At 65.7% G+C, this 429-nt stretch carries 1 protein-coding gene; it reads right to left on the reverse strand.

The features are described 5' to 3' along the window. Positions 1-429: saccharopine dehydrogenase NADP-binding domain-containing protein (locus ACL02S_RS24235; RefSeq protein ID WP_412804803.1), on the reverse strand; the 429-nt coding region annotated here is incomplete at both ends.

Below are 429 nucleotides of genomic sequence, written 5' to 3' on the forward strand. Positions count from 1 at the left end.
GGGGATGGAGTCGTAGCCGCAGGAGTTCACGATTTTCGCGCCGGTGGCGGTGGCTTGTTCGTGGTAGGTGTCGATGGCGTCGCGGATGAACAGTGGTTCGCCGGTGAGGTCGGCGTAGTGGGTTCCGGCTTTGGCGCAGGCCGCGACCAGGGGCATTCCGTAGCGTAGGTAGGGGCCGACGGTGGTGACGATGACGGTGGTGCGGGTGGCCAGTTCGTCCAGTGCGGGCTGGTCGGTGGCATCGACCACGATGAGGTCCCAGGTCGCGGCTTGGGGGCCGAGTTTGTCGCGGACGGTGGTCAGTTTGTCCAGTGATCGTCCGGCCAGTGCGATGCGGGCGGATTCCGGTGCGGCGCCGAGGAGGTATTGCGCGGTCAGTGTGCCGACGAAACCCGTCGCGCCGAAGAGAACTAGGTCGAATTCCCTGCT

Origin of the sequence: Nocardia spongicola (assembly GCF_047200775.1) — a bacterium.
In the GTDB taxonomy this organism is placed as follows: domain Bacteria; phylum Actinomycetota; class Actinomycetes; order Mycobacteriales; family Mycobacteriaceae; genus Nocardia.